This is a genomic window from Streptomyces roseifaciens (genome assembly GCF_001445655.1).
Taxonomy (GTDB): Bacteria; Actinomycetota; Actinomycetes; order Streptomycetales; family Streptomycetaceae; genus Streptomyces; species Streptomyces aureoversilis.
Genome location: NZ_LNBE01000003.1, coordinates 753,861 through 775,513 on the forward strand (window position 1 = coordinate 753,861; position 21,653 = coordinate 775,513).

Annotated in this window: 20 protein-coding genes; 13 read left to right on the forward strand and 7 right to left on the reverse strand. The window is 72.0% G+C overall.

Features of this window, described 5'->3' with window-relative positions:
* Positions 1–64 precede the first annotated feature (64 nt).
* The 5 genes from AS857_RS09180 to AS857_RS09200 all read right to left on the reverse strand — a co-directional run bounded on the left by AS857_RS09180 (position 65) and on the right by AS857_RS09200 (position 4,585).
* Complete coding sequence (locus tag AS857_RS09180) at positions 65–502, reverse strand: DUF2834 domain-containing protein (protein WP_079110192.1); 438 nt, start codon at positions 500–502, stop codon at positions 65–67.
* Positions 489–2,012: a flavin-containing monooxygenase gene (locus AS857_RS09185; RefSeq protein WP_058044019.1), complete on the reverse strand. Its 1,524-nt coding sequence runs from the start codon at positions 2,010–2,012 to the stop codon at positions 489–491. The genes AS857_RS09180 and AS857_RS09185 overlap by 14 nt, the downstream gene beginning before the upstream one ends.
* A gap of 23 nt (positions 2,013–2,035) precedes the next feature.
* The gene (locus AS857_RS09190) at positions 2,036–2,938 is read right to left on the reverse strand and encodes a 1,4-dihydroxy-2-naphthoate polyprenyltransferase (RefSeq protein ID WP_058042633.1); all 903 of its coding nucleotides are present in this window, start codon (positions 2,936–2,938) and stop codon (positions 2,036–2,038) included.
* Positions 2,935–3,675: a methyltransferase domain-containing protein gene (locus AS857_RS09195; protein ID WP_063804208.1), complete on the reverse strand. Its 741-nt coding sequence runs from the start codon at positions 3,673–3,675 to the stop codon at positions 2,935–2,937. Before AS857_RS09195 ends, AS857_RS09190 begins: the two co-directional genes overlap by 4 nt.
* A gap of 166 nt (positions 3,676–3,841) precedes the next feature.
* The gene (locus AS857_RS09200) at positions 3,842–4,585 is read right to left on the reverse strand and encodes an AraC family transcriptional regulator (RefSeq protein WP_058042635.1); all 744 of its coding nucleotides are present in this window, start codon (positions 4,583–4,585) and stop codon (positions 3,842–3,844) included.
* A 54-nt stretch (positions 4,586–4,639) separates the two neighbouring features.
* On the opposite strand from AS857_RS09200, the gene AS857_RS09205 reads away from it, so the two are divergent.
* Positions 4,640–5,923 (forward strand): MFS transporter, encoded by a 1,284-nt coding sequence (locus AS857_RS09205; RefSeq protein WP_058042636.1) that lies wholly within the window; start codon positions 4,640–4,642, stop codon positions 5,921–5,923.
* Positions 5,924–6,006: 83 nt separating this feature from the next.
* Here AS857_RS09205 and AS857_RS09210 read toward each other — a convergent pair whose 3' ends face one another.
* A complete protein-coding gene (locus AS857_RS09210; RefSeq protein WP_058042637.1) occupies positions 6,007–6,798 on the reverse strand; it encodes a helix-turn-helix transcriptional regulator in 792 nt (263 codons plus the stop codon).
* A 354-nt stretch (positions 6,799–7,152) separates the two neighbouring features.
* Here AS857_RS09210 and sbnA point away from each other — a divergent pair, with 354 nt between their 5' ends.
* From sbnA to ssuE, 12 genes are all read left to right on the forward strand, one after another.
* Positions 7,153–8,136, forward strand: a complete 984-nt coding sequence (gene sbnA / locus AS857_RS09215) for a 2,3-diaminopropionate biosynthesis protein SbnA (RefSeq protein ID WP_058042638.1) — start codon at positions 7,153–7,155, stop codon at positions 8,134–8,136.
* Complete coding sequence (gene sbnB, locus AS857_RS09220) at positions 8,133–9,203, forward strand: 2,3-diaminopropionate biosynthesis protein SbnB (RefSeq protein WP_058042639.1); 1,071 nt, start codon at positions 8,133–8,135, stop codon at positions 9,201–9,203. The genes sbnA and sbnB overlap by 4 nt, the downstream gene beginning before the upstream one ends.
* Positions 9,200–10,921: an amino acid adenylation domain-containing protein gene (locus tag AS857_RS09225; RefSeq protein WP_058042640.1), complete on the forward strand. Its 1,722-nt coding sequence runs from the start codon at positions 9,200–9,202 to the stop codon at positions 10,919–10,921. The genes sbnB and AS857_RS09225 overlap by 4 nt, the downstream gene beginning before the upstream one ends.
* A complete protein-coding gene (locus AS857_RS09230) occupies positions 10,918–12,132 on the forward strand; it encodes an acyl-CoA dehydrogenase family protein (RefSeq protein ID WP_079110193.1) in 1,215 nt (404 codons plus the stop codon). Before AS857_RS09225 ends, AS857_RS09230 begins: the two co-directional genes overlap by 4 nt.
* Positions 12,133–12,511: 379 nt before the next feature.
* Positions 12,512–13,084: a hypothetical protein gene (locus AS857_RS09235; RefSeq protein WP_058042641.1), complete on the forward strand. Its 573-nt coding sequence runs from the start codon at positions 12,512–12,514 to the stop codon at positions 13,082–13,084.
* Positions 13,085–13,130: 46 nt separating this feature from the next.
* Positions 13,131–13,364 carry a hypothetical protein gene (locus tag AS857_RS09240; RefSeq protein ID WP_058042642.1) on the forward strand — a complete coding sequence of 78 codons (234 nt, stop codon included), beginning with the start codon at positions 13,131–13,133 and terminating at the stop codon, positions 13,362–13,364.
* Positions 13,357–14,112, forward strand: a complete 756-nt coding sequence (locus tag AS857_RS09245; protein ID WP_160330201.1) for a thioesterase II family protein — start codon at positions 13,357–13,359, stop codon at positions 14,110–14,112. The genes AS857_RS09240 and AS857_RS09245 overlap by 8 nt, the downstream gene beginning before the upstream one ends.
* A complete protein-coding gene (locus AS857_RS09250) occupies positions 14,102–14,965 on the forward strand; it encodes a PAS domain-containing protein (protein ID WP_058042644.1) in 864 nt (287 codons plus the stop codon). Before AS857_RS09245 ends, AS857_RS09250 begins: the two co-directional genes overlap by 11 nt.
* Before the next feature lie 138 nt (positions 14,966–15,103).
* Positions 15,104–16,450 (forward strand): nitrate/nitrite transporter, encoded by a 1,347-nt coding sequence (locus AS857_RS09255; protein ID WP_058042645.1) that lies wholly within the window; start codon positions 15,104–15,106, stop codon positions 16,448–16,450.
* Between the two features lie 10 nt (positions 16,451–16,460).
* Positions 16,461–18,545: a molybdopterin oxidoreductase family protein gene (locus tag AS857_RS09260; RefSeq protein WP_058042646.1), complete on the forward strand. Its 2,085-nt coding sequence runs from the start codon at positions 16,461–16,463 to the stop codon at positions 18,543–18,545.
* Entirely contained in the window at positions 18,542–20,098 is a 1,557-nt protein-coding gene (locus AS857_RS09265) for an FAD-dependent oxidoreductase (RefSeq protein WP_063804209.1), read from the forward strand. The genes AS857_RS09260 and AS857_RS09265 overlap by 4 nt, the downstream gene beginning before the upstream one ends.
* An 89-nt stretch (positions 20,099–20,187) precedes the next feature.
* A complete protein-coding gene (gene ssuE, locus AS857_RS09270) occupies positions 20,188–20,721 on the forward strand; it encodes an NADPH-dependent FMN reductase (RefSeq protein ID WP_058042647.1) in 534 nt (177 codons plus the stop codon).
* A gap of 62 nt (positions 20,722–20,783) precedes the next feature.
* Here ssuE and AS857_RS09275 read toward each other — a convergent pair whose 3' ends face one another.
* Entirely contained in the window at positions 20,784–21,455 is a 672-nt protein-coding gene (locus tag AS857_RS09275; RefSeq protein WP_245699713.1) for a hypothetical protein, read from the reverse strand.
* Positions 21,456–21,653 lie beyond the last annotated feature (198 nt).

Sequence of the window (21,653 nt, forward strand, 5' to 3'; positions counted from 1 at the left end):
CTCGGCGGCGGCCCCCGCTCCCCGCTCCGACCGGTCCCGCCGCCGCTGCCCACGGGCTCCGGGGTCAGCGCCCCGCCCCGCTCATCACCCCGCGGGCCGCAGCCCCGGCGGCGGGCCGCCGCTCCTCGCCCGCAGCCGCGATCTTCAGCTGGCGGACGTACATGAAGACCGCGAAGCTCACGCACAGCGCCAGTGCCGGGGCGCCGACGATGTACGCCCACACGTACCGGATCCCCAGCCGCCGCGACTCGACGATCATGAAGGCCGCCAGTCCCAGCCAGATCAGCACCAGGTCCGCGTAGATGAACTGGGACGCCAGGTTCGTCAGTGCGTCGTGGAGGAAGTTCCGGATGACGCCGGCCGGGCCGTCGGCCCCGTCGTCCATGGTCCGCCGTACGAAGGCGACGGCCAGCGCTCCCATGGCGACGAGGCCGACGAGGGCGAACAGGGCGTAGAAGACGCACAGCGTGCGGTCCCTGCCCCGCACTTCACCGAGTCTCATCACGCCGGCCTCCAGGTCGGTCGTAGCGGTAGTCGTAGCGGTAGTCGTCGAGGTCGAAGTGCCTGGCCCGCCAAGCGGCCTCGTAGGTGCTGGCTGGACGGACCGCCGGTGCGTCCCCGCGCTCGTCGAAGTAGTAGCTGTTCGAACGCCGGCAGCTCTCGTGCAGGAAGACCGTGTCCGGCTGCCGCCGCAGCGTCCTGCGGAAGGATTCGTCGTGCTTCTCGGGGCGGACGACCGCTTCCGTGGCGCGCCGCCGCCGGGCCTCCCCGATCACCCGCAGCGCGTGGGTGACCTGGTAGTCGATCATCCCGAACCACGATCCGCCGGTGAAGGAGTACGGCCCGACGATGAACCACAGGTTCGGGAACCCCTTGACCGACGTGCCCTCGTAGGACTGGAAGCGCTCGGTGCGCCAGAACTCCCTGAGCTCGCGGCCGCCCGTGCCGTGCGTGGGGAAGGGCGGCAGGTTCTCCAGGGTCCGGAACCCGGTGGCCAGCACCAGGACGTCGAACCGCTGCTCCTCGCCGTCCGCCGTGCGGATGCCGGTCCCGGTGATCTCCTCGATGGGCTCGGTGACGAGCCGGACGTTGTCGCGGGTGAAGGCGCGCCAGTAGCCCTTGCCGAACGACGGCCGCTTGCAGCCGAGCCGGTACGCGGGAAGGAGTTTGTCCATCAGCTCGCGGTCGCCGTTGACCTGGCGGCGCAGGTAGAGCCGGGACGCCGCCTCGCCGGCCTTCACCAGGAAGGGGAAGCGGCGGTAGTGGATCATGGCGATGACGAAGCCGACCTCGGTCGCGGTGTCGGTGACCAGCCGGATCGCCCGCTGCGTCCACGGAGCCGCCCGGAACAACCGGCGGACCGCGGCGGGGAGCGTGAAGTCCGGCTTGGGGAAGACCCAGACGGGGGTGCGCTGGTAGACGTGGAGGTGCTCCACCCGGGGCGCGATCTCCGGGATCAGCTGGATCGCCGAGGCGCCCGTGCCGATCAGCCCCACGCTCCGGCCGTCCAGTTCCAGGGAGTGGTCCCACGTCGCCGTGTGGACGACGTCGCCCTTGAACCGGTCCAGCCCCTCGATGGCGGGCGCCTTCGGCTCGGTGAGCCAGCCCGTGGCGCAGATGACGAACCGCGCCGTGACCGACGTGCCGTCCTGCAGGAACACCTCCCACAGGTGCTCCGCATCGTCGTAGACGGCCCGTACCACCCTTGCGCCGAAGCGCATACGGGGCCGGAGGCCGTACTTGTCGACGCAGTGGTCCGCGTACGCCTTCAGTTCCGCTCCGGGAGGGAAGGCCCGGGACCACGACGGGAAGGGCTCGAAGGCGAAGGAGTAGGAGAAGGCGGTGATGTCCACGGCGATGCCGGGATAGGTGTTGGCGTTCCAGGAGCCGCCGGCGTCGTCCTGCTCGTCGACGACGGCGAAGTCCTCGATGCCGGCCCGGCGCAGGCCGATCGCCGCGCCGATGCCGGCGAATCCGGCGCCGATCACCAGCACTTCGTGGTCAGGGGCCACCGGGGCGCCCTTCCGGCCGCCGGTCACAGGGACAGGCCGATCGCCAGTACGGCCCCGAACGCGAGCAGCAGCAGGCACGTGTGCTCCAGCGCCGGTATCAGGTCCCTCCCTTGCGCCCCGCTCAGCACCCGGCGCAGCGGGAAGACGGCGGAGGGGACGGCGGCGATCACGAGCGCGGCCCAGGGGCGGGCGCCGGCCAGGAGGAGCGCGGACGCGAAGGCGGCGGCGACGCACAGCACGTAGTACGCGCGGGTCCGCTTCTCGCCCAGCAGCACGGCGACGGTGATCTTCCCCGCGGCGGCGTCGGTCCGGATGTCGCGCAGGTTGTTCGTCGTCAGCAGCGCGCAGGAGAGCAGACCCATGGGGACGGACGCCCCGAGGGCGAGCGGGGGCACGTGGCCCAGCTGGATGCCGGTCGTGGCGGACACCATGACGACGCCGTGGAAGACGAAGATGCTGAGGTCGCCGAGCGCCCGGTAGCCGTAGGGCCGGGGGCCGCCGGTGTAGAACCAGCCGGCGAGTCCGCAGTACGCGGTGAGCGGGATGATCCACCAGGAGACCGTCACGGCCATGACCGCGCCGGTCACGATCGCGACGGCGTACAGCAGCACTCCGGCGCGCAGGACCTGCCGGGGAGTCGCCCGCCCGGAGCCGACCAGCCGGGAGGGCCCCAGCCGTTCGTCGTCGGTGCCCCGGATGCCGTCGCTGTAGTCGTTGAAGTAGTTCGTGCCGATGACGAAGCCCAGCATGAACAGCAGGGTCAGGACGGTGCGCCACCACAGGACCTGGCCGAGCGAGTGCGCGATTCCCGTTCCCACCGCGATCGGCGCCAGGGTCACGGGGAGCGTCTTGAGCCGGGCGCCGGCCACCCAGGTCCGCACGCCGCTCGGGGCGGGCCGCTGATGCGCGGTCACCTGGGCGGTCATCGTTTCGTCCCCACGCCCAGGTAGAGGACGTCGGTGGACTCGGTCGGGATCATGCGAACCTCCTCGCGTCGTCTGACGAGGTAACGGGCCAGGTCGCGCAGGTGCGGGCGGAGTCCCAGCAGCCGGAGCTCCACGCCGTGCGCCCGCGCGACCCCGACCAGCCGCTCCCGGTTGACGAAGAGGCGGTGGTCGTGGGTGCCGCGCGGGGGCCTGCCCGGGAGCGGGAGGTTCTCGGCGAGGGTGATGGCGACCAGCCGGGCCAGGCCGGTGTCGGGGATGGTGTCGACGATCAGCGTGCCGCCGGGGCGCAGGACCCGGCACAGCTCCGACACCACGACGAAGGGCTCCGGAACGTGCTCCAGGCACTGCCCGGCCGTGACGACGTCGAACGACGCGTCGGTGAAGGGGAGTCGGGTGATGTCGGCCCGGAGCACTACGTCGTAGCCGTGCTGCCGCGCCTCCCGGAGCGCCATGGCGGACAGGTCCACGCCGAACACGCGGTATCCCTTGCCTGCCAGGTGCGGGCCGAACAGGCCGCCCCCGCAGGCGACGTCCAGGAGCCGGGGCCGCTCGCTCCCGTCACCCGTCGCCGGGCCGGGGGCGCCCGCGGGGTCGGGGACGAACGCGGCGCGGGCCCGCGCGATCCAGCCCAGCGGTGCGAGCGCCCCGCGCGGATCCCACCACTGGCCGGCGAGACCGTCGTAGTCGGTGATGAAATTTCGTCTGTACCCAGCCACAACCACCGTCCGGGGAGTGGGATCCGAGCCGAAGTCCTCTGGCTCGAAAAGGCTAGGGAGACCGCTGCGGGGCCACCAGGAAGTGCGCCCCGATGCCGGGCTAACCCGTCACCTGTGACCTGGGTCACAGCGGGTCGGGTGGTGTGCCGGTGCGCCCGCCGCTTCGCTAACGGGGCTGGTGGGAGCCCGGGGTGTGGCCGAAGGCGCGGCGGAAGACGTCGATGAAGGCGCTGGCGGACGACCAGCCGCACATGTGGGCCACGGTGGTCACCGGGGTGTTCTCCGCCAGCAGGATCAGGGCGTGGTAGAGCCGCAGTTGGGTGCGCCACTGCGGGAAGGTCATGCCGAGGTCGGACTTGAAGAGCCGGGACAGGGTGCGGTCGCTCGCGCCGACCTCCTTGCCGAGCGCGGCGAGGGTGCGGTCGTCGGTCGGGTCGGCCTGCAGGATCGCGCACAGCGCCTTGAGCCGCGGGGCGGTGGGGGCGGGCAGGTGTACGGGCTCCTGCTGCGAGGCCCGCAACTGGTCGAGCAGGACGGCCCGCAGGCGCCCGCGTTCGGGGCTGTCGTCGTCCGGCGAGCGGGTGTAGGCGAGGATCAGCTCGCGCAGCAGCGGGCCGACGGTCAGTACGGTCGGCTCGTCCAGGCCGAGCGGGTTGTCGGTCGCGGGCAGGCCGACCAGGTGCAGGTCGAGCCCCCCGTGCGCCTGGTGGGCGTGGACGGTCCCGGAGGGCACCCAGATGGCGCGGGTGGCCGGGGCGATCCAGGAGCCCGCGTCGGTGGTGATGGCCAGCACGCCGCGCGCGGCGTAGACGATCTGGTGGTCGTCGTGGCGGTGGGCGTCGATGGCGGCTCCGGGCGCCAGCCACTGCATGCGGGTCGGCGCGACCGGCTCATGGCGGATGTTCTTCATCGATTGGCAGATTATCGGAAGTCTGACACGGTGCCGAGCGGTGAACATGATGAGGTGCCAAGGAACAAAGCGATCCTCCTCCTCTCGGTCGGGCATGCCTGTGTGGACGTCTACCAGGGCGCGGTGGCCGCGCTCGTGCCGTTCTTCGTCGCCGAGCGCGACTACACGTATGCCGCGGCATCGGGCATCGTGCTCGCCGCGTCGCTGCTGTCCTCCGTGGCGCAACCGCTGTTCGGCGTGCTCACCGACCGGTGGGCGATGCCCTGGCTGCTGCCCCTGAGCACGTTCCTCGGCGGGCTGGGGATCGCCCTGAGCGGCCTCGGCGGGTCCTACGCGCTGACGCTGGTGTTCGTGGCCGTCTCCGGCGTCGGCGTCGCGGCGTACCACCCCGAGTCCGCGCGCGTCGCGCGCGTCGCCAGCAAGGGCAGTCACACCGCGATGGGCTGGTTCTCCCTCGGCGGCAACCTCGGCTTCGCCGTCGCCCCCCTGATGGTCGCAGGGGTCATGACCGCCGGAGGCCTGCGGCTCACACCGCTGTTCGTGGTGCCCGCCCTCGCCGGCAGCGTGCTGTGCCTCCTCGTCGTGCGCATGCTGGACAGGACGTCAGGGAGCGGCGCCCGCAAGGCCGTTACGGCGGCGGGCGCCGACGACAGGGCTTCGTTCGTGAAGCTGTCGCTGGCCGTGGTCTGCAGGTCCATCGTGTTCATCGGCCTGAGCACGTTCATCTCGTTCTACACCCAGCAGCGCACGGGCGGCGGTACGGCGGCGGGCACCGCGGCGCTGTGCGTGCTCTACCTGGGCGGTGCGGTCGGCACGGTGCTGGGCGGCAACCTGGCCAACCGGTGGGACCGGGTCACCGTCGTGCGCGGGTCGTACCTGATGACCGTCGCCGCCGTCGCGGGCATCGTCTTCGCCCCCGGCCCGGTGATCTACCTGTTCGTGGCCCTCACCTCGGCCGGGCTCTACATCCCCTTCTCCCTGCAGGTCACCCTCGGCCAGGACTACCTCCCCTCGCGCGTCGGCACCGCCAGCGGGATCACCCTCGGCCTGACCGTGAGCATCGGCGGTCTCGTCAGCCCGGTCATCGGCAGCGTCGCCGACGCCACCTCCCTGCAGACGGCCCTGGCCCCGCTGATCGCCATGCCCGCCCTGGCGTGGCTGCTCTTCCGGACCCTGCCCGAGCCGGTCGTGCAGAAGCCCGGGGCACCGGAACCGGCGGCACCGGAACCGGCGGCACCCGAACCGGCGACCGGACCGGCCTCGGCGCCGGAACCGGTGCAACAGGCCGCCGGAGCCCCCGAGGCCGGGCCCTCTCCCGCCCGGCGGGACGCCCGTTGACGGCCCCCGCCCGCCGGCCGCGGAAGCCTCCCGGCCTTCACAGGTCCCGGCCCGGGCGGTGCCCGGCCGTTCCGGGGCCCGGCTCACGGCGGGGTGTGGCCGGTCTCCGCTGCGGACGCCACCATCCGGTCCCGGTAGGCGCCCGGCGTGACGTGGACGAACTCCTTGAAGCGGGCGATGAACACGCTCGGCGAGGTGAACCCGCACAGGTGGGCCGTATTCGTGACCGACTCGCCGTCGGCCAGGTGGGCCAGTGAGGCGACCAGGCGGACGAGGGTCCGCCACTGCGGGAAGGACATCCCCAGCTCGGCCTTGATCAGCCGGCGCAGGGTGCGCTGGCTGGTCCCCAGGTCCCGCGCGTGGTCGTCGAGACTGCGGCCGTCGGCGGGGGCGTGGATCAGCGAACTGCTCAGCGCCAGCAGCCGCGGGTCACGGGGCGTGGGCAGCGACAGCGCGTTGGACTGGTGCTTCTCGCCGCGGAGTTCGTAGCGCAGCACGTTCTCCAGCGCGGACCGCATCCGGGCCGGCCGGTCCGGTTCGGACAGGGCGGTCAGCACGTGCCGGGCCAGCGGGGTCAGGTTCACCACCATGGGGCGGCCGCCGGTCCGGGCCCGCATCGGCGGGTAGGCCAGCATGATCGTCGACACCAGGCTCCGGGTGTGCGCGCGGTGCGAGTGCTCGAGCCCCGGCGGGATGACGACGGCCCGGTCCGGGGCGGCGACGACCCAGGTTCCCAGTGCCGTGATCACGGCCAGGACGCCGGTGTGCGGGACGACGACCTGCGTCTGCTCGTGCCGGTGCGGGGGGACGGTCTCGTCCGGGCGCAGGACGAAGCGCCGGACGACATCTTGATCATGGCCGTTATGAAGTATCACCTGGCCGATTATTCACTACCGACTGAACAGACGGTTTTGAGAAGCTCCAGGGCAGGGGGGTGCAGAAAGACTTTCGAACGGATTCCACGACTTTCCTCGGGGCGCGATCTCCGCGTCCGTAACGTTTTCCGGACCCGACCAGCCGGATAAACACCCGGGGTGACCGGCGATGCCGCGCCGGCCAAGCCCCTTCCTTTCTCTTCCGAGACCTTCAGCGCGTCCCTTCATCGCCCTTTCCGCACATGCGACACATGATGTGGTCCGGGCTGATCCAGCATGCCCTGCGGACCACGACTCGCTTTGCCGTGGATTGTTTCGGCGATCCCTGCAGAGGAATGGAAGTGAACGCAACGCATGACCTTCATCACGGCTGCCCACGAGCTGCTCGAGAGCGATGTCTACATCGATTTGCGGCCCACTCTCGGCATACCGCTCCACCTCAAATGCGAAGGTTTCAACTTCGCCGGATCCATAAAAATCGTCCCGGCCACGTGGATGGTCGCCACCGCGGAACGCGAGGGCGTCATCGGCCCCGACTCCATTCTGATCGAGTCCTCTTCCGGCAATCTCGGCGTGGCCCTGGCCGTGACCGCCGCGTCGAAAGGGCTGCGCTTCGTCTGCGTCACCGACCCCAACTGCAACCCCGCCACGGTCAACCTCATGCGGGCCCTCGGCGCCGAGGTCGTCATCGTCGGCGAACCCGATGCGACCGGCGGTTACCTGGCCGCCCGCAAGGCCCACGTGCGAAAGCGCTGCCGGGAGGACCCCGCCTACGTCTGGCTCAACCAGTACGAGAACCCGGCCAACTGGGCGGCGCACTACGAGAACACCGCCCCCTTCCTCGCCAAGCAGTTCCCCGACCTCGACACCCTGTTCATCGGCACGGGCACCGGAGGCACCCTCATGGGCTGTGCCCGCTACTTCCGCGAACACCGGCCTCAGGTTCGCATCATCGCCGTCGACAGCGTCGGCTCGGTCAGCTTCGCAGGCACCCCGGGGCCACGGCACATCCCCGGACTCGGCGCCGGCACCCCGATGCCGCTGATCGACCCGGAACTCACCGGCGACCTCGTCGACGAGGTCATCCGCGTCCACGAGATCGACACCATCCGCACCTGCCGCCGGCTCGCCGCGCGCGGGATGCTCCTGGGCGGCTCCTCGGGGACGGTCGTCAGCGCCGCCTCCCGGTGGCTCGCCCGGCACCGCACCCCCGCCCACACCGCCGTCGCCATCGCCCCCGACCTGGGGGAGCGCTACGTCGACACCATCTACGACGACACGTGGGTCACCCATCACTACGGCCACGAAGACGTCCACCCCATCCTGGAGAACCGTTGAGCGACCAGGCAGAAATCCCAGAATTCTCCGTCGTCCCGGGCCGCACGGTGCACCGGGTGCTCGACGGCCGGCAGCGGGAAATCACCGAACTCGTAGAAAAGGCCTACCTCCTGCACGGCGAGGCCCGCACCGTCAATCCGCCCTCGTACTTCCTGCGTTTCCCCGACCGGCCCACCGCCCGCATCATCGCCCTGCCCGCATCGGTCGGCGGCGACCGTCCGGTCGACGGCATCAAGTGGATATCCAGCTTTCCCGCCAACCTGGACCGCGGCATTCCACGGGCCTCCGCCGTCCTCGTTCTCAACGACCCGGTCACGGGGTATCCGTACGCGTGCCTGGAAAGCTCCATCATCAGCGCCGTGCGCACCGCCGCATCCGCCGCGGTCGCGGCCCGGGCCCTTATCGGCGGGCGACCCGCACGCCGCGTGGGATATCTCGGCACCGGGCTCATCGCCCGCTATCTGCACACATACCTGTCCGCACTCGACCTGGCCCCCGAAGAATTCGGCGTCCACGACCTTTCGGCGGATTACGCCCGCAGTTTCGCGGATTATCTGGGCAACAGCACCAGCACCAGCACCGGCACCGCGGCCGTACGGGTCCACGATTCCGCCGAGGAACTCGTCCGCTCCTCCGACGTGGTCGTCTGCGCCACCACGGCGGCCGCGCCGCACCTCCTCGACCCCGCCTGGTTCGCCCACCACCCGCTGGTGCTGCACGTGTCCCTGCGGGATCTCGGCACCGACGTCGTCCTCGACAGCGTCAACATCGTCGACGACGTCGAGCACGTCCTGAAGGCGAACACCTCGGTCCACCTCGCCGAGCAACTGACCGGCGGCCGGGACTTCCTGGACGGCACGCTGTACGACGTCCTCACCGGCAGGACGGCCGTCCCCGACGACCGCACCGTGGTCTTCTCGCCCTTCGGCCTGGGCGTGCTCGACCTCGCGGTCGGCGAGCACGTCTTCACCCGGGCCCGGGAACTGGGCGGGCTCTCCGTGGTCGACGGGTTCTTCCACGACCTGGAGCGCCACGGCAGCCCGGGCACGGAGGCGGTGACCCGATGACGACGTCGCAGGACACGCAGCAGGACGCCGGGCGTGCGGTACGCGTACGCGCCGAACTCCCCCTGGCCCCCGGCACGGTGACCCGGGCGAACGCCCTGGCCCTGCGCAAGGCCCGGGACGCCGACACGCGGACGGGCGTGCTGGAGTACGTCATCCGGCACGCCGAGCAGGCCCCTGACCGTCCCGCCGTCAGCGAGGGCGAACGGACGCTGACCTACAGGGAGTTGCTGGAGCGGGTCGCCGCGATGCGGGACGCCCTGCTCTCCCGGGGCGTGCGCGCGGGCGACGTGGTCGCCGCCGTGGGCCCCCGCAGCACCGGCACGCCCGTCGTCTTCCTCGCGCTGGAGAGCCTGGGCGCCTCCTACCTGCCCATCGACCCGGGCTGGCCCGAGGTCCGGGTCCGGGACGTGCTCAACCGCAGCCGGGCCGCGCTGCTGCTGGACTACTCCGGTGCCGGCACTGCGGGCGAGGCCGGCGATGCGGGCAGCACCGCCGGTGCCGCGACCGCGGCCGCCGCGGCCGAGGGCACCCCCACGCTGCGACCGCCGGCCGAGGGCGCACCGGGGCCCGCCGCGCCCCTGCCCCGGAACACGGCCGACCGCTCCCGCGAAACCCGCTACACCATCTTCACCTCGGGAACCACCGGCCGCCCCAAGGGCGCCACGGTCGAGCACCAGGGCATGCTCAACCACCTCTGGGCCAAGGTCGCCGACCTGTCCCTGGGCCCGGACGACGTGGTGGCCTTCACGGCCCCGCTGGTGTTCGACATCTCGATCTGGCAGATGCTCTGCCCGCTCCTGACGGGCGGCCGGCTGGTGGTCGTCGACGACAGCGCCATGCGCTTCCCGCGATGGCTCGTCGGCACCCTCGACACCGAGGGCGTGACGGTCGTCGAACTCGTCCCCACCGTCGTCGGCTGGCTCGTCGACGAGGCCCGGCGCCTGGGCGGCGGACTGCTGCAGCGGCTGCGCTGGCTGCTGTCCACCGGCGAGGAGCTCCACCCCGCCGTGGCGGCACGGGTCCTCGACGGCCTCCCGCACGTGGCCGTGGTCAACGCCTACGGGCCCACCGAGTGCTCCGACGACGTCACCCACCACCTGGTGACCTCCGCCGACCTCGCACGCCCCCGGCTCCCGGTCGGCTCACCCGTCGTCAACACCGCGCTCTACCTGCTGGTGCACGGCGCGGACGGCACGTGGCGGGCGGCCGAACCGGGGGAGAGCGGCGAGCTGTTCGTCGGCGGGACCGGCGTCGGGCTCGGCTACCTCAACGACCCCGGCACCACCGACCGCGCGTTCTTCCTCGACCCCTTCGACCCGGCCTCGGCGACCGGGCGGCTCTACCGCACCGGCGACCTCGCGCGCTTCGACGAGGGGCTCGTGCACTACCTCGGCCGCGGCGACCGGCAGGTGAAGGTCGCCGGTGTGCGCATGGAGCTCGACGAGATCGAAGCCGTCCTGAGCCGGCACCCCGCCGTCGACAAGTGCGCCGTCACGGTGTCCGGCGAGGGCGACCTCGCCGAGCTGGTCGCCCACTACTGCCTGCGCAGCCCGGTGACGCCGGAGGTGCTGGAGGAAGTCCTGGGCGCGGCCCTGCCCCTGCCGATGGTGCCGCGGCGCTGGCGGGAGTGGGACGCACTGCCCCTCACGCACAACGGAAAGATCGACCACCGGTCGCTGCAGGCGGCCGCCGCCACTCCCCGGAAAGAGGCGCGATGACCACGGCAGCCGTGAAGAAGACGACGTCCCCCGCGGACGGCGGCGGACCGGCGGGCGGCACACCGAGCCTCGCGGAACGGGCCGCCTCCGTGGCCCGCGTCGCCGAACAGGACCTCGCCCGCACCGAACGCGACGCGGTCTTCCCCGAGCAGGCGCTCGCGGAGATGCGCCGGACCGGGCTGCTCGGCCTCCTCGTGCCCGCCGCCGACGGGGGCCTCGGCGGCACCCTCGCCGACCTCGTCGACGTCAGCATGATCCTGGGGCGCACCGACATGTCCGTGGCGATGATCTTCGCGATGCACTGCCAGCAGTCGGAGGCGATCGTGCGCTACGCGGCCTCGCCCCTGCGCGAGGAGCTGCTGCCCCTGCTGGCGTCCGGAGAGCTCTACCTGGCCTCGGTCACCACCGAACCCGGCAAGGGCGGCCACCTGTTCAGGTCGTACGCTCCGATGCGCGAGGCCGGCGGGGCCCTGGAGATCGACCGGACCGCGCCGATCGTCACCGGCGGCACCATGGCGGACGGCTTCCTCATCACGATGCGCAGCCCGGAGGCCACCGCGGACCATCACGTCTCCCTCGTCTACGCACACCGCCGGCAGCTGCGCGTGGAGACCGCCGGGCAGTGGTGCCCGATGGGCATGCGCGCCAGCCACAGCCTCCCGCTGACCCTCACCGGCACCGTTCCCGCCCACCAGGTGCTCGGCGAGCACGGCGCCTTCCACCGGATCGCCCAGGGGGTGTTCGGCCCGCTGGCCCACCTCGGCTGGTCGGCGGCCTGGCTGGGGACGGCCTGCGGGGCCCTGTCCCGGGTCCTGCACCTGCTGCGCGACCCCAAGGTCCGCAAACGGTTCGACCTCGGCTCGGAGCTGTTCCTGACCCGGCTGTCCCGCTCCCGGCAGCGGCTCGACGGCGTCCACGCCCTGCTGCGCCGCACGCAGGAGCTGGTCGCGGGGGAGACGGACCTGTCCGCCCCGGGCATCCAGCTGCTGCTGAACAACCTCAAGATCACCGCCGCCGAGGAGTGCCACGCGGCCGTGAACGACCTCGTCGATGCCGTCGGCCTGCGCCACGGCTACCTCCAGGACTCGCCGACCCGGCTGGAGAAGTCCCTGCGCGACCTGCGCTCGGCGGCGCTGAACTACAGCAACGACCGCCTGCACCTGGCGGACGGGCAGCTGTGCCTGCTCGACCCGGACGTGAACTTCGCCTGATCCGCCCGCGGGCAGCCTGCCCGCGGTGTGCCGGCGCGCCACGGAGCGGCCCGTGAAGGCCGCCCGGACGTCTCCGCGCCCGCCCTTCCCCGTGCGCACGGCGCTCGCCTGCGCCACTTCCCGGCCGTACGCCGACCGGTTTCCCGCACCCCTTGGCCGGCACCCCCTTTCCGCGCCCTCCGCCGCGCCGGAAAGGAAATGCGGCGATGCGGTGATGCGGCGATGCGGAAATGCCGCACCGTCATGCCTTCATGCTGTGCGGTAAATGAAATCGCCGATCCGGTGAAAAGCCCGGATGAAATCCTTGTGCCGGCCGGGGAAATCCCGTTAACTTCGAATCACGAACCCCACCCGAACCGAAATCTTCGAGGGACCCAACATGCCCGGAAGCAGCACGGAAAACTCGACCGAGAATTGGACGACCGCTCTGCGCTACATTGCAGGGCGAAAGGCCGCCGAGGAGTCCCTGGGATTTCTCGCCCACATCGGCGCCACCGTGCGCGGCACGGCCGGCGCGGCGGACGTCGTACCGGCGGCGGCCAAGGCGTGCGTCCCCTTCATGGCCTCGGCGGTCTCGCTGGACGCTCCGGCGACGCACTCCGGGCCCGTCGTCCAGTCCCCGCCCGAGTTCTCGGCGGCGCTGGACGGCGTACGCGCCCTGGCCCTGCAGGGCTCCGGCCCCCAGCTCGTGATCAGCGGGCACGAGGGGCTGGTCAAGCAGGCGGACCCGGCCCACCTCGACCTGCTGCGCGAGTGGCGGGCCGACTCCGCGGTGGCCCTCTCGCTGGACTACCGGGGCGTCCCCGGTGGCCACCTCGTCCTCGTGAGGGGCGAGGCGCACCGCCGGGGCCCGCTCGGCCCGGGCGACCTCGCCCTCGTCTCCGAAGTGGCCGACCGGATCGCGGCGTTCAACGCCTTCGCCACGCACGCGGCGGCCGGGGCGGGCCGGTAATCCCGTACGCGGGTGTCAGACAGTCGAACAGAATAAGGAGCGGTTTATGCCGGCGAGCTGGACAGATGTGCGCTCCTGGATCCTCGAACGCAATCCCGACCTGACGGACCTGGACCAGGAAACCGACATCATCGAGACGCGGATCATCAATTCCCTGCAGTTCGTGGAGCTCGTCCTCTACGTCGAGGAACTGCGCGGCACGATGCTCCAGTCCAACGAGGTCGATCTCGATGCCTTCCGCACCCTCAAGGGCATCGAGAAGAACTTCCTCCATGTCTGAACGGGCCTGTGTCGTGCAGGGGAGCCTCGAAGAGGCCGCCGACGTCGTGGTCTTCCTGCCGCCGGCAGGCAGCGTCACGTCGCCGTACCTCCCGATAGGGTCCCGGCTGCCGGCCACGCTGCCGGCGGTGCACTGCGAAATACCCGGCCGCGGCCGCCTGGTGCACGACGAGGCACCCGCCTCCGTGCACGGCGCCGTGGGCCGCTGGGCCGGCGAACTCGCCGCGCTGCTCCCCGGACGACGGCTCCACGTGTTCGGCCACAGCCTGGGAGCGCTGTTCGCGTACGAGCTCACGGCCCTGTTCGAAGCCCGGCCCGACAGCGGGGCCGAAGTCGCCACACTGCTCGTCTCCGGCTCCCGCGAGCCGGGCAGTGCGCCCCGTTCCCTGGTGGTCCACGCGTTCGCGGCCCTGCGCCGGGAACAGCGGCCGGCGGACCGGGAGGGCGACGCCGAGGGCGCCCGCCTGCTGGAGGACCTCCGGATGCGCCGGGAACACCGGACCACCGGGCAGCGGCTCCGTGCGCCCCTCGCACTGTTCTGCGGACGTGCCGACGCATTCGCCCGGCCCGCGGAAATGCTCGAATGGAAACGCTTTACCGGCGGCCCTTTTCTGGGAATGTTTACATTCGACGGCGGACATGATTACCATCTGTCCGGCCGGCAGGAAATAGCCGCGGCAATCAGCGGAATCGTGAATCGTCATCCGAATTCGAATTCAGAAGACCTGGGAGTCAGAAATGACGGCTGAAAACGTCACCATCCCCTCCACCGACCAGCTGATCGACGTCATCGGGAACAGCTCGGTGGGCATCGCGGTCACCGACGGCTCGGGCGCCGTCGTCCTGCACAACAAGGCGCTCTCCGTCCTCATGGGCGGGGAGACCGCTCACCTCGGCGAGCGGATCCTGTCCGGCGGTGCGGGCGAGGACCTGGCCGGGCTGCTGGAGCGGCTGAAGAAGGACGGCCGGATCGAGCACGCCGCGGTCACCTTCCGCAGCTCCGACGGGAAGGACCGGGCGGCCCGCGTCAACGCGGTGCTGACGGGCGAGGGCGCCGGCACCCGCATCCACTGGGTGAGCCGCCCGGAGCTCGGCGAGCGCCTGCCGGTCTCCAGCACCAGCACCGCGGACGCGGCCCTGTCCGACGCCACGGCCTGGATCCGCGCGGTCGACGAGTGCGCCCACCCGTCCCTGGCCCCGGCCAAGGACAACGAAGCGGTGATGCGCGAGTTCTACCAGGTGGCGCCGGTGGCGATCCACCTGATCGGGGTCAACGGCAACGTCATGCACGCCAACCCCGCGGACGTCGCCCTGGTCGACTACACCGCCACGCCGACCGAGTACGTCGGCGGCCACATCCGCAAGATCTACGAGGACCAGGGCCTGCTCGACGACTTCCTCTCCCGCTGGGACGAGGACTCGCCGATCATCAACTTCCGGGCGAACTTCGTCACCAAGGACGGGGAGCCGCGGCCGGTGCTGATCTTCTCGACGGCGCAGGCCGAGGGCGGCAGCGTCAGCAACACCCGCTGCTTCGTCTTCAACGACCCCGAGCCGGGCCGCGCCCGCGACACCATCAGCGCGTTCGGCTGGCCGGCCTGATCACCGGGCGGGCGGGGCGCGGCATCCCACCGCGCCCCGCCCGCCCGTCCTTTACCGCACATCCGTTGCCGCACGTCTCGATTCGTATGTCCCGATTCGCTTATCACGCATCCCGATCTGTGGGGGAAGGAATATCCGATGACCCAGGTGCAGGACAGGTCACCGTCGTTACTGGCGAATTGGGACCCGGAGGACGAGCGCTTCTGGAGGGAAACGGGCGGCCGGGTCGCCCGCCGCAATCTCGTGGTGTCCATCGTCAACGAGCACATCGGCTTCTCGGTCTTCACCCTGTGGTCGGTTCTCGTGCTGTTCCTCGGGCCGGACACCGGATTCTCCTTCAGCGCCTCGGACAAGTTCCTGCTCATCAGCACCCCGACGGCGGTCGGAGCCCTGATGCGGCTGCCCTACGGATATCTGGTGACCCGGTTCGGTGGGCGCGACTGGACGGTGTTCGCCGGGCTGGTCCTGCTCGTGCCGACCGTGCTGGCGGCGGTGTTCGTCCGGCTGCCCGGCACGCCGCTGTGGGTGTTCGTGCTGGTGGCGGCCACCGCCGGGCTCGGCGGCGGGAACTTCGCCTCGTCGATGTGCAACATCCACGCCTTCTACCCGCGGCACCGGCAGGGCTGGGCGCTGGGCCTGAACGCGGGCGGCGGGAACCTCGGCGTGGTGACCGCCCAGCTGGCCGGCCTCGCCGTGCTCGCGACGGCCGGCGACACGCACCCCGTCTACCTGGTCTCGCTCTACATGCCGCTGATCGTGCTCGCAGCCGTCGCCGCGGCCCTGTGGATGGACAACCTGCCGACGCTGCAGCACCAGGGGTCGGCGCAGCGGGCGGCGCTGCGCAACAAGCACACGTGGATGCTGTCCCTGCTGTACGTGACGACGTTCGGTTCGTTCATCGGCTTCGGGTTCGCGTTCGGGCTGGTGCTGAAGGAGCAGTTCGGCTTCACGGCGCTGCAGGCCGCGTCGGTGACTTTCCTGGGCCCGCTGCTGGGCTCCCTCGCGCGACCCGTGGGCGGGCGCTGGGCCGACCGGTGGGGCGGCGCACGGGTCACGCTGTGGATGCTGCTGGCGATGACGGCCGGGACGGCGTTCCTGTACCTGGCCACGGAGGCGTCCTCGTCCCTGGCGTTCATCATCGCGTCCACCGTGCTCATCACGTTCGCCGGCATCGGCAACGGCTCGACGTACCGGATGATCCCCGAGGTGTTCGCCGGGCGGGCGGACGGCGCGGAGGGCTCCGCGACCGGCTCGTCCTCCCAGGCCTCCGGCGCGGTGATCGCGATCGCCGGCGCGGTGGGCGCGCTGGGCGGAGTGCTCATCAACCTGGCGTTCAGGTTCTCCTTCGCCGCGGCCGGCTCGGCCGGCCCGGCCATCGCGGGGTTCCTCGCCTTCTACGCGGTCTGCGTGCTCGTGGTGCGCGCGGTCTACCTGCGCAAGGACCGGCCCGCCGCAGCCGACCGGACCCGCCCGGAACCGGCGTGAGGAGCCGAGGATGACACGAACCCACTGCCCGTACTGCGCGCTGCAGTGCGGGACCAGGCTGGAGGTCTCGCCCCAGGGGCTGACGGTCTCCCCGGACGAGGACTTCCCCGTCAACGCGGGCCGTCTGTGCATGAAGGGCTGGACGGCTCCCCGGGTGCTGTCCGCACCGGACCGGCTGACCTCGCCGCTGATGCGGCCGCAGCCGGGGGCGGAGCAGCGGCCGGTGTCGTGGGAGACGGCGCTGGACCACGTCGGCGCGGAGCTCCGCAGGATCGTCTCCGCACACGGCCCGGACGCCGTGGCCGTGTTCGGCGGCGGCGGGCTGACCAACGAGAAGGCCTACACGCTGGGCAAGTTCGCGCGGGTGGCGCTGGGCACCTCGCAGATCGACTACAACGGCCGGTTCTGCATGTCCTCGGCCGCGGCGGCCGGGTCCGCGGCGTTCGGACTGGACCGGGGCCTGCCGTTCCCGGTGACCGACCTGGCCTCGGCCGAGGTGGTCCTGCTGGCCGGGGCGAACGTCGCGGAGACGATGCCCCCGCTGATGCAGCACCTGGCCGGAGCCGACCTGATCGTCGTGGACCCCCGGCGGTCGGCGACGGCCGAGCGCGCGGCGCTGCACCTGAACCCGGCCCCGGGCACGGACCTGGCGCTCGCCCTGGGCCTGCTGCACGTCGCGGTCGTGGACGGGCACGTGGACCACGACTACGTCGCGCAGCGCACGACCGGGTTCGACGAGGCGTGGCGGCGGGCCGCCGAGTGGTGGCCCGAGCGCACCGAGCGGGTGACCGGAGTGCCGGTCGCCGACCAGTACGCCGCGGTGCGCATGCTCGCCGCGGCGAAGCGCCGCTACGTCCTCACCGGCCGCGGCGCGGAACAGCACTCCAAGGGCACCGACACCGTCTCGTCCTACATCAACCTGGCGCTGGCGCTGGGCATGCCGGGACGGGAGGGCTCGGGCTACGGGTGTCTGACCGGCCAGGGCAACGGGCAGGGCGGCCGTGAGCACGGCCAGAAGGCCGACCAGCTGCCGGGCTACCGCAAAATCACCGACCCGGCGGCCCGGGAACACGTGGCCGGGGTGTGGGGCGTCGACCCCGGCGACCTGCCGGGAGCGGGCCCCAGCGGCTACGAGCTCCTGGACTCCCTGGGCCGGCCGGGCGGGCCGCGGGCGCTGCTGGTGTTCGGCTCGAACCCGGTGGTGTCGGCGCCCGCGGCCCGGGGGATCACCGCCCGGCTCGCTTCGCTGGAGCTGCTCGTGGTGGCCGACTTCGTGCCGTCGGAGACCGCGCGGATGGCCGACGCGGTGCTGCCGGTGACGCAGTGGGCCGAGGAGGACGGAACCATGACCAACCTCGAGGGGCGGGTGCTGCGGCGCCGCCGCGCGACCGAACCGCCGCCGGGCGTGCGCACCGACCTGTGGGTGCTGCGCGAACTCGCCGGCCGGCTCGGCCAGCCCGCCCACCGCTTCCCCGACGACCCCGGCGAGGTCTTCGCCGAGCTCCGGCGCGCCTCGCAGGGCGGGGCCGCGGACTACTCGGGCATCGAACCGGAGCACCTGGAGGGCCCCGCGGAACCGGTGCACTGGCCGTTCCCCGCCGGCGGCTCCTCGACGCCGCGGCTGTTCCTGGAGCGCTTCGCCCACGACGACGGCCGCGCCCGCTTCCGGGCCGTCGGCCACCGCGACGCCGCGGAGCTGCCCGACGGCGCCTACCCGCTGCACGCCACCACGGGCCGGGTGCTCGCGCACTACCAGAGCGGGGCCCAGACCCGCCGCGTCCCCGAGTCCGTGGAGGCCGACGGGGAGGCGTTCGTGGAGGTCCACCCCGACACCGCCCGCCGCAGCGGGCTGACCGCGGGCGGACTGGCCCGCGTCGTCTCCCGGCGCGGTGCGACCGTCGCACGGGTCCGCACGGTGGCCTCGCTGCGCACCGACACCGTGTTCCTGCCGTTCCACTTCCCCGGCGCCGGAAGGGCCAACCTGATCACCAACCCCGCGCTGGACCCGGTGTCGCGGATGCCGGAGTTCAAGGTCTGTTCCGTACGGCTGGAGCCGCTGGGCTCCGGCGCCGCGACCGGCAGCGGTGCGCTGTGAGCCGCATCGTCATCGTCGGCAACGGCCCGGCCGGGCACCGGCTCGCCGAACTGCTGCGCACGCGCGCCCCCCGGGCCGCCGTCACCGTCCTGGGGGCGGAGGCCGAACCCGCCTACAACCGGGTGCTGCTGCCCTCGGTGATCTCCGGGAAACTCTCCCCCGAGCAGACGTACCTCGCGGGCCACGACAGCGGCACCGTGACCGTCCGCAGGGGAGCCGCCGTGACCGGGATCGACCGGGAACGGCGCACGGTGCGGACCGCCGACGGGCTGCTGCACCCCTACGACGAGCTCGTGCTGGCCACCGGCGCGCGCTGCTTCCTGCCGCCCCTGCCCGGCCTGACCGGCGCCGGGGGCGAGCCCGCCGACGGCGTGGTGGCCCTGCGCACCCTGGCCGACTGCCGGCGCCTGGAGGACCTCCTGCCCCGTGCGGGCAGCATCGTCGTCCTGGGCGGCGGCGTGCTCGGCCTGGAGGTCGCCCGCGCCCTCGGCGAGCGGGGCCACGGCGTCGACGTGGTGCACATGGGCCCGCATGTGATGGAGCGTCAGCTCGATGCGCCCGCCGGGAAGACCCTGGCCGGCGTGCTCGGACGCCTCGGCATCCGCATCCACACCGGCCGGGCGGCCGCCTCGTGGACCGGCGGCCGGCTCGTCCTCGACGACGGGTCCGGCCTGCCCGCCGGCCTGGTCGTCGTCTCCGCGGGGGTCCAGCCCAACACCGAGCTGGCCCGGGCCGCCGGGCTCCGCGTCGGCCGCGGCGTCGTCGTGGACGACCACATGCGCACCAGCGACCCGCGCATCCACGCGCTGGGCGACTGCGCGGAGCACGCAGGGCTGGTCCCCGGCCTCATCGCCCCCGCCTGGGAGCAGGCCGAGACCCTCGCCGAAGCCCTCACCGGGGGAGACCGTCCTTACACCGCCACCCGTACCGTCACCCGCCTCAAGGCCCGCGGCGTCGACCTCGCCGTCATCGGCGACGGCAACCACGACCTCCCCGGCGCCGAGGTCGTCACGCTGGCCGACCCGGCCCGCGGCCAGTACGCCCGCCTGGCCCTGCAGGACGAGCGCGTCGTCGGCGCCATCCTGCTCGGCTTCCCCTCCTCCGTGGCCGCCGTCAGCCAGCTCTACGACGCCGGCGCGCCCACCCCCGTCGACCGGCTCGCCCTGCTGGCCGGACGGGCCGTCGCCGGACGGGCGGACGCTCCCGGGGACCTCCCCGACGAGGCCGTCGTCTGCCGCTGCAACAACGTCACCAAGCGGGCGCTCGTGGCCGGCTGGCGCGGCGGGGCCCGTACGCCCGGGGTCCTGGCCCGTGCCACGCGCGCCTCCACCGGCTGCGGCGGCTGCGCGGGTGCGGTGGAGGGCATCTGCACGTGGCTGAACGCCACGCGCGAGGCGGCGGACGAGGCCGGCGACGCGCTCTGCGGCGGTGCCGGCACCGTGCCCGCCGGTGAGGCCCGTGACGCGTCCCCCGCCGGCGCCGGGGACGCTTTCGTCCCGGCGGGGGCTCCCCGGCAGGAGCGGCAGCCGCTGCCCGAGCTCCTCGCCCGCTGACCGGAACCACCCCGAACCCGTCCGAGAAACCGAACCCGTCCGAGAACCCTTCACCGCGACCTCCGTCGCGACACTTCCAAGGAGCGGCCGTGTCCAAAGTCCTGGTAATTTCCGGCAGTCCGTCTCCGACCTCCAAGACCGAGATGGTCGGCGACCTGGTGGCGGAGCGGCTGGCCGAATACGAGTGGAACGCCGTCCACCTGAGGGTCCGTACGCTGCCCGCCGCGCCGCTGCTCAATGCGGACCGCTCGGACCCGGCGATCGCCGAGGCGGTCGGGCAGGTCGCCCGGGCCGACGGGATCGTCCTGGCCACGCCGACCTACAAGGCGAGCTACTCCGGCCTGCTCAAGGTCTTCCTGGACCTGCTGCCGCAGTTCGGCTTCACCCGCAAGGTCGTGCTGCCGCTGGCCACCGGCGGCAGCACGGCACACGTCCTCGTCCTGGACTACGCGTTGCGGCCGGTCGTGCAGTCCCTCGGCGCCCGGCACGTCGTGCAGAGCTTCTTCCTGCTGGACAAGCACCTGGACTGCAGCAGCGGGAGGGCGAGCGTCCTGCCGGAGAGCACGGAGATGCTCGACGGCGTGATCGAGCAGTTCCGCAAGGCGCTGATCGCGGCGCCGTGACCGGGGGGCGATCCCGCCCGGCGGACGGGGGTGCCGCCGGGCGGGACCGGGTGGGAGGAGGATCAGCGCTGGGCGGTGAACGCCTTGCCGGCCTTGCTGCCGGAGGAGCAGGACGCCTTCTCCGCCGACGTCATCTTGCGGGTCTTGACGACCACCGCGTTGCTCTGGCCGTCCGTGCCGTTCTTGGCGGGGCCGGTGATGGTGTCGGGGACGTACCAGTAGTAGTGGCCCCACTTGGGGCTGTCGTAGTGGGTCTGCCAGGTGCCCGAGACGTTCTGCATCACCTGGGCGCGGGAGATCCAGCCGACCTCGCCGGGCTTGACCGTCATGTTCAGGGAGCTGCTCTCCTCGTGGGAACTCGACCAGGTGTGGCCGTAGTTCGCGGTGACGCTGACGTCCACGATGCCCGCGATCTTGCCGCCGGCCGTGACGGAGACGCCCACGGAGTCGGTCGAGCCGACCGAGTCGGACCAGCCCATCGACTGCGTGGCGTCCGAGGTGCTGCAGTTGTAGAGCGAGTTGGACACCTGGCGGAACTCGCCGAGGAAGGCCTTGCCGAGCACCGGGTCGTTGAAGCTGCACTTCCCTTCGCCCGACGCACAGTCGGCTATGAGCTCCTTGCGGGTGGGCTCGTCGGCGGCGGCCGCCGGCAGGGCCATGGCCGCCATCATTCCCAGTGCGGCCGCCGAAAGCGCCGCCAGTCTGCCGCCGTTGCGCATGACGCGTGAGTTCAACGTGATCCCGTGCCTCTCAACTTGCTTGATGGAACCAGGGGTTCCGGTGTTGATCCAGAGACTGGTGCATGGATTGGGTCAACTACACCAAGAGTTGGTAAAGTTGTAGTTGATCATGAAATGTTCCACTTGATACACATTTCTCCCGGTAACCCATGGAGCTCCTTATGCAACTTGTTGCAAAAGCGGGTCCGGTGT

Excerpts from the sequence above, each read along its gene's own strand:
- AS857_RS09180 (WP_079110192.1), bottom strand. The coding sequence starts at position 502 with ATGAGACTCGGTGAAGTGCGGGGCAGGGACCGCACGCTGTGCGTCTTC.
- AS857_RS09190 (WP_058042633.1), bottom strand. The coding sequence starts at position 2,938 with ATGACCGCCCAGGTGACCGCGCATCAGCGGCCCGCCCCGAGCGGCGTG.
- AS857_RS09200 (WP_058042635.1), bottom strand. The coding sequence starts at position 4,585 with ATGAAGAACATCCGCCATGAGCCGGTCGCGCCGACCCGCATGCAGTGG.
- sbnA (WP_058042638.1), top strand. The coding sequence starts at position 7,153 with ATGACCTTCATCACGGCTGCCCACGAGCTGCTCGAGAGCGATGTCTAC.
- AS857_RS09225 (WP_058042640.1), top strand. The coding sequence starts at position 9,200 with ATGACGACGTCGCAGGACACGCAGCAGGACGCCGGGCGTGCGGTACGC.
- AS857_RS09230 (WP_079110193.1), top strand. The coding sequence starts at position 10,918 with ATGACCACGGCAGCCGTGAAGAAGACGACGTCCCCCGCGGACGGCGGC.
- AS857_RS09235 (WP_058042641.1), top strand. The coding sequence starts at position 12,512 with ATGCCCGGAAGCAGCACGGAAAACTCGACCGAGAATTGGACGACCGCT.
- AS857_RS09240 (WP_058042642.1), top strand. The coding sequence starts at position 13,131 with ATGCCGGCGAGCTGGACAGATGTGCGCTCCTGGATCCTCGAACGCAAT.
- AS857_RS09245 (WP_160330201.1), top strand. The coding sequence starts at position 13,357 with ATGTCTGAACGGGCCTGTGTCGTGCAGGGGAGCCTCGAAGAGGCCGCC.
- AS857_RS09250 (WP_058042644.1), top strand. The coding sequence starts at position 14,102 with ATGACGGCTGAAAACGTCACCATCCCCTCCACCGACCAGCTGATCGAC.
- AS857_RS09255 (WP_058042645.1), top strand. The coding sequence starts at position 15,104 with ATGACCCAGGTGCAGGACAGGTCACCGTCGTTACTGGCGAATTGGGAC.
- AS857_RS09260 (WP_058042646.1), top strand. The coding sequence starts at position 16,461 with ATGACACGAACCCACTGCCCGTACTGCGCGCTGCAGTGCGGGACCAGG.